Origin of the sequence: Streptomyces sp. SID3212, from assembly GCF_009865405.1 — a bacterium.
Taxonomy (GTDB): Bacteria; Actinomycetota; Actinomycetes; order Streptomycetales; family Streptomycetaceae; genus Streptomyces.
Window position 1 is genome coordinate 1 of sequence record NZ_WWJY01001209.1, and the last position, 6,513, is coordinate 6,513.

General features: G+C 73.3%; 4 protein-coding genes and 1 pseudogene. 1 reads left to right on the plus strand and 4 read right to left on the minus strand.

Annotated elements, in window-relative coordinates:
• The 4 genes from GT042_RS36170 to GT042_RS36190 form a co-directional block, all read right to left on the minus strand.
• Positions 1-1,865, minus strand: a 1,865-nt coding sequence (locus GT042_RS36170; protein WP_161312908.1) for a polynucleotide kinase-phosphatase, incomplete at its 3' end; no start/stop codon positions are given.
• The gene (locus tag GT042_RS39745) at positions 1,862-3,517 is read right to left on the minus strand and encodes a 3' terminal RNA ribose 2'-O-methyltransferase Hen1 (RefSeq protein ID WP_345944048.1); all 1,656 of its coding nucleotides are present in this window, start codon (positions 3,515-3,517) and stop codon (positions 1,862-1,864) included. The genes GT042_RS39745 and GT042_RS36170, both read right to left, overlap by 4 nt.
• Before the next feature lie 97 nt (positions 3,518-3,614).
• Positions 3,615-4,505 carry a homocysteine S-methyltransferase gene (mmuM, locus tag GT042_RS36185; RefSeq protein WP_161312909.1) on the minus strand — a complete coding sequence of 297 codons (891 nt, stop codon included), beginning with the start codon at positions 4,503-4,505 and terminating at the stop codon, positions 3,615-3,617.
• A 10-nt stretch (positions 4,506-4,515) separates the two neighbouring features.
• Complete coding sequence (locus GT042_RS36190; protein ID WP_161312910.1) at positions 4,516-5,439, minus strand: LLM class F420-dependent oxidoreductase; 924 nt, start codon at positions 5,437-5,439, stop codon at positions 4,516-4,518.
• Between the two features lie 222 nt (positions 5,440-5,661).
• Here GT042_RS36190 and GT042_RS36195 point away from each other — a divergent pair.
• Positions 5,662-6,513, plus strand: a pseudogene (locus tag GT042_RS36195) (PucR family transcriptional regulator); the annotation flags it as partial.

A 6,513-nucleotide genomic window follows, 5' to 3' on the forward strand; every position in this document is an offset into this window, starting at 1 on the left:
GCCGCGTACTGGGTACGGAGCAGTCCCGTGGCCTTGAGCGACCACGGCATCAGCTCGGCGTCCAGCAGCAGCCAGTCCGTGTCGAGTTCCTGCCAGAGCCCGGCGGCGGTGACGGCGGTACGCAGCCGCTCCAGGACCTCCTCGGTGACCTCGGGGTCGTCGAAGAAGGGCCGTCCGGTACGGGTGTGGAGCGCGCCGGTCGGTCCGCGCACGCCGAAGCGCGCCTCGGCGGCGGCCGCGTCACGGCAGACCAGGGCGACCGCGCGGGAGCCCATGTGCTTCTCCTCGCACACGACGCGGGTGACCCCGTCGGAGCGGTACTGCGCGAAGGCCTCGGCCGGGTGTTCCAGGTACCCCTCCTCGTCCGACGTCGCGGTGGGCGACATCGTGGGCGGGAGGTAGCCGAGCAGCCGGGGGTCGACGGCGAAGCGGCTCATGACCTCCAGGGCCGCCGCCGCGTTCTCCTCCCGTACCGCGAGCCGCCCCATGAGGCGCGTCTCCACGATCCGCTTGCCGTGCACGTCGGCGAGGTCGAGCGGCCGGCCCTCCCGGCCGCCCGGCGCCTCCGTGACGAGCGGCTTGGCCGGTTCGTACCAGACGCGCTCCGCCGGTACGTCGACCAGTTCGCGCTCGGGCCAGCGCAGGGCGGTCATCTTCCCGCCGAAGACCGCGCCGGTGTCCAGGCAGATGGTGTTGTTGATCCACGAGGTGTTCGGCACGGGGGTGTGGCCGTAGACGACGGCGGCGCGGCCCCGGTAGTCCTCGGCCCAGGGGTAGCGCACGGGCAGGCCGAACTCGTCGGTCTCGCCGGTGGTGTCGCCGTACAGCGCGTGCGAGCGCACCCGGCCCGACGTGCGGCCGTGGTACTTCTCGGGCAGTCCCGCGTGGCAGACGACCAGCTTGCCGCCGTCCAGGACGTAGTGGCTGACCAGGCCGTCGATGAAGCGCCGCACCTCGGCGCGGAACGTGTCGTCCTCCCGCTCCAGCTGCTCGATCGTCTCGGCGAGCCCGTGGGTGTGCTGGACGTTGCGTCCCTTGAGCCAGCGGCCGAGCTTGTTCTCGTGGTTGCCGGGCACGCAGAGCGCGTCGCCGGAGGCGACCATGCCCATCACGCGGCGCAGCACGCCGGGGCTGTCGGGGCCCCGGTCGACGAGGTCGCCGACGAAGACGGCCGTACGCCCTTCGGGGTGGTGGCCCTCCACGTAACCGAGGGTGGTGAGAAGGGTGTCCAGCTCGGAGCGGCAGCCGTGGACGTCACCGATGATGTCGAAGGGTCCGGTGAGGTGCCTGAGGTCGTTGTAGCGGCGTTCGAGGACCACCTCGGCGTCCGCCACCTCCTGCTCGCTCCGCAGGTGGTGCACCTTGCGGAAGCCCTCGCGTTCGAGGCCGCGCAGCGAGCGGCGGAGTTCGCTCCGGTGCCGCTTGATCACGTGGCGGGGCATACCGGCGCGGTCGGGACGGTCGGCGTTGCGCGCGGCGCAGATCTCCTCGGGCAGGTCGAGGACGATCGCGATGGGCAGTACGTCGTGCTCCCTGGCGATCCGTACGAGCTGGCGGCGGCTCTCCTGCTGGACGTTGGTGGCGTCCACGACGGTGAGCCGGCCGGCCGCGAGCCGCTTGCCGACGATGTAGTGCAGGACGTCGAAGGCGTCGCGGCTGGCGCTCTGGTCGTTCTCGTCGTCGGCGACCAGGCCGCGGCAGAAGTCGGAGGAGATGACCTCGGTGGGCTTGAAGTGGCGGGCGGCGAAGGTGGACTTGCCGGAGCCGGTGGCGCCGATGAGGACGACGAGGGAGAGGTCGGTCACCGGGAGGGTCCGCCGGGCGTCGGTGGCGGCGGGGGTGCGGTCGGTCGTGGTGCCGCTCATGCGGTCGGTCCCTTCTCGGTGGTGGGGGTGTCGGTGCTGGTACGGAGGGTGAAGACGGCCATCTGCGTGGGCGGTCCCACCTCCGGGTCGTCGGGGCCGACGGGGACGTACGCGACCGTGTAGCCGTGCCGCCCCGCCACCTCTCCCGCCCACGCGCGGAACTCGGCGCGGGTCCACTCGAAGCGGTGGTCGCTGTGGCGTACGTGCCCGGCGGGCAGGGTTTCCCAGCGCACGTTGTACTCGACGTTGGGCGTGGTCACGACGACCGTCGACGGCCTGGCCGAGCCGAACACCGCGTACTCCAGGGCGGGCAGGCGGGGCAGGTCGAGGTGTTCCACGACCTCGGCGAGCACGGCGGCGTCGTACCCCTTGAGCCGCTTGTCCGTGTACGTCAGGGAGCCCTGCGTCAGGGTGACGCGGGCCGCCTGCCGTTCGCCGAGGCGGTCCAGCTTGAGCCGGCGCGCGGCGATGGTCAGGGCGCGTACGGACACGTCGACACCCGTCACGTGCGTGAACCGCACGTCCTTGAGCAGCGCCTGGACCAGCTGGCCCTGGCCGCAGCCGAGGTCGAGCACGGTGCTCGCGCCCGCTGCGCGCAGGGTGGTGAGGATCGCCTCGCGGCGCTGGTCGGCGAGCGACGCCTCCTTCTGCGCGGGTGCGGCACCGGTCGCGGAATCGGGGGCGGGCGCGGCTTCGGGCGGGGTCGCGGCTTCGGACTCGGACTCGGCTTCCGGTACGGCTTCGGGTATGGCGTCCGGCGTCGGTGCGGTGTCCCGCTGTACGGTGCCGTCCGCGCCGTCCCCCCGTGCCTCTCCGGCCTCCCACTCCTCGTCCGGGGTCTCCAGGACCGCGTTGTCCAGGGCCTCGACGTCGATGTCGTCCGCCTCGGCCAGTCTGACCAGCTCCAGGCGCTCCATGGCCCGCCGGGTCAGTCCCCAGCGGCGGGAGAGGTAGCGGCTGGTGATCAGCTTCTGCTCGGGGTGCTCGGCCAGCCAGCCCTCACCGGCCCGCAGCAGTTTGTCCACCTCGTCGGGCGCGACCCAGTAGTGCTTGGCGTCGTCGAGCACCGGCAGCAGGACGTACAGCTGGCGCAGGGCGTCGGCGAGCCGCATCTCGCCCTCCAGGACGAGCTGGACGTAACGCGACTCGCCCCACTGCGGAAACGTCACGTCCAGTGCGACGGGACGCGCCTCGACGGTCGTCCAGCCGAGCGGACCGAAGAGCCCTCGGACCAGCTCGGCCCCGCCGCGCGCCGGCACGGCGGGCACCTCGATGCGCAGCGGCAGCGGACTCGCGGCCCGCTCGGGCAGCGCCCGGCAGTCGCCGCGCAGGGCGCTCTTGAACACTGTGCTCAGCGCGACCGCGAGCAGTGAGGAGGCCGCGTACGGGCGGTCGTTGACGTACTGCGCGAGCGCCGCGTCGGGCGCGCCGCCCCGGCCCTTGCCCTTGCCCCGCCGCACCAGCGCCACGGCATCGACCTCCAGCAGCAGCGCGGCGGTGCACCGCTCCGCGGTCGCCTCGGGATAGAGCACATGGGCGGTGCCGTGCGCGGTGGAGAACGTCTGCGCCTTCTCGGGGTGCTTGTGCAGCAGAAAGCCGAGGTCGGTCGCGGGACGTTCCTGGGTGCCGGTCGTACTGATCGTCAAGAACACCCGGTTGAGTATTGCCTGATCGTGGGGGTACGACGAGGGGTTTTCCGTGCCGGGCCGACCCGGGCTGCCCGGGTCGGCCCCGTCGGAGGCGGCCCGCTCAGAGGCGGGCTATCGCCTCGGGGCCGACGCGGCAGCAGCCGCCGATCAGGCGCGCGCCCGCCGTGCGCCAGGCGCTCACCCGGGACGGGTCGAAGGTGGCCTCGCCGCGCCAGGTCCGGGTCGTCGCGTCCCAGCGTTCGCCGCTGTTGGGGTAGACCACCACCGGTTTGCCCGTCACCTTCGCGGCGATCTCCGTCGCGCGGTCCACGGCTGCGGGCTCGCAGCAGTTGACGCCCACGGCCACCACCTGGTCGTTGCCGGCCGCCAGGGCGAACGCCTCGGCGAGCGGCTGCCCGGCCCGGGTGCGCTCGCCGTCGGCCTCCACGGAGTACGAGAGCCAGACCGGCACCCCGCAACCCTCGGCCGCCGCCAGCAGGGCGCGCGCCTCGTCCTCGTCGGGCACGGTCTCCAGGGCGAGCACGTCGGGCGCCGCCGCGGCGAGCGTCTCGATCCTCGGCCGGTGGAAACGCTCCAGCTCCGCCACCGACAGGCCGTACCGCCCCCGGTACTCGCTGCCGTCCGCGAGCATCGCTCCGTACGGGCCGACCGAGGCGGCCACCCACACCTCGCGCTCCGCCGCCGCGCCCGCCCGGCGGGCCAGGTCCACGCCGCGGGCCAGCAGCTCCGCCGCCTCGGCGCGGGCGATCCCGCGCCGCGCGAACCCTTCGTACGTCGCCTGGTAGCTGGAGGTGATGAGCACCTGTGCGCCCGCCCGTACGTACGCCGCGTGGGCCGCCTCTATCTGCTCCGGGCCGTCCACGAGGAGCCGCGCCGACCAGAGGGCGTCGGACAGGTCGCAGCCCTGGGCCCCGAGCTGGTTGGAGAGGCCCCCGTCGAGGACGAGGGTCTCCTCGGCGAGTGCGGCGGCGAGCGGACGGGCGGGCTGCACGGTGACTCCCTCAGCTCAGCTGGGACTGGACCTGCGCGGAGATCAGCTCCAGGTGGTCGAGATCGTCCAGGTCCATGACCTGGAGGTAGAACCGCGAGGAGCCGACGGCCGCGTACTGTCCGATCTTGTCGACCACCTCGGCGGGCGAGCCCGCGAGCCCGTTCGCCTTCAGCTCGTCGACCTCACGGCCGATGGCGGCGGCCCGGCGGGCCACTTCCGCGTCGTCCTTGCCGACGCAGACGATCAGCGCGTTCGAGTACACCAGGTCGTCCGGGCCCCGTCCCGCCTCGGCCAGGGCGGTCCGCACGCGGCCGAACTGCGTGGCCGTGTCCTCCAGCGTGGCGAACGGGATGTTGAACTCGTCGGCGTACTGCGCGGCGAGCCGCGGGGTGCGCTTCGCGCCGTGCCCGCCGATGAGCACGGGGAGCTTGGCCTGGGCGGGCTTGGGCAGCGCGGGCGAGTCGGTCAGCTGGTAATACGTACCGTCGTAGGAGAACGTCTTGCCGACCTCCGTCTCCCACAGCCCGGTCACGATCGCGAGCTGCTCCTCGAAGCGGGCGAACTTCTCCTTGGGGAACGGAATGCCGTACGCCTGGTGTTCCTCCTCGAACCAGCCCGCCCCCAGGCCCAGCTCGACCCGGCCGCCGGACATCTGGTCGACCTGCGCGACCTGGATGGCCAGCACCCCGGGCAGCCGGAACGTCCCGGCCGTCATCAGCGTGCCGAGCCGGATCCGCTCGGTCTCGCGGGCCAGCCCCGCCAGGGTGATCCACGCGTCGGTCGGACCGGGAAGGCCGTCCGCCGAACCCATGGGCAGATAGTGGTCGGACCGGAAAAATGCGTCGAACCCGAGGTCCTCGGCGGCCTTGGCCACGCTCAGCAATGTCTCGTAACTCGCCCCTTGCTGGGGCTCGGTGAAGATGCGGAGATCCATGCCTTCATCATCGCAGGGCCGCCGCTAGGGGGTGATCCGGCCTGATCGGCAAGACACCGCCTAGGGCCCGCACCCTCCCGGAACGCGCTGGTCCGGGCCCCGTGCGCGGTGCGTGTCCCCGCCCGGTGCGGGGCAGAAGTCCCCGGGTGGGGACAATCGGGTGTCCTGCTGTGACCGGTTCCCCGGGCCCGGCAGCCGACCGGCGAGGCGAAGGGGCACGGCGTGGGTGTGCGAGCGGTACGGTCCCCGGATTCCGTGCGCGCGGCCGACATCCTCGCGATGCACCGGCTGGCCCGCAAGGGCGACGGCGTGCAGCCGCTGCTGCGCTGGCTCGCCCGCCGGACGGGATGCTGGGCCGGACTGGTGGACACCGCCGGCACCGTCCAGGCCGCGTCCTCCGAGGAGAGGGACTCCGAGACGATCACCCTCGTCGCCGACGGGCTGCGGGAGATGCGGGAGCGGGGGCTCCGTACGTTCCTCGCGGGCTCGTCCCCGGAGCGCTCGGGGGCGCTGCTCGCCGTCGACCTCCCCGGGGACCGGCCCCCGTCCGAGCCGTCCGGGCTCGTCCTCGCCGTGGTCGGCCCCGACCCGCTCAGGACGGCCGCCCCGGCCGACGCGGTGCCGCTGCTCGCGGTCTCCTGGGGGGCGATGGAGAACGAGCGGACCCGGCGGCGCGTGGAGGTCGCCGACGCGCGCGGACGGGAGGCCGTGCTGCATCTGCTGATGGCCGGGAACCTCACCACGGCGCACCAGATAGCCGCCGCCCTCGCCCCGCGCCTCTACGATCCTGCCCGCTTCCACGTGGTCGAGTGCGGTCGTGACCGGCGGGCCGAGACGATCCGGATCTGCGCCGAACTCACCGGCGGCCGGGCCTGGATCGTCCGCTGTCCCGTCTACTCCGACCACGTGCTGGTGGTCGCGTCGACCACCCCCGTCCCCGCCGGCGCCCGCCCGCTGGAGGCCGCCCTGACCGCCGCGATCGAGGGCTGTGTGGTGGGGACCGGCGACGCGCTGGCCCTGCGCGACACCGCCGTCGGCTACCAACAGGCCTTCCACGCGCTGGCGGTGGCGCGT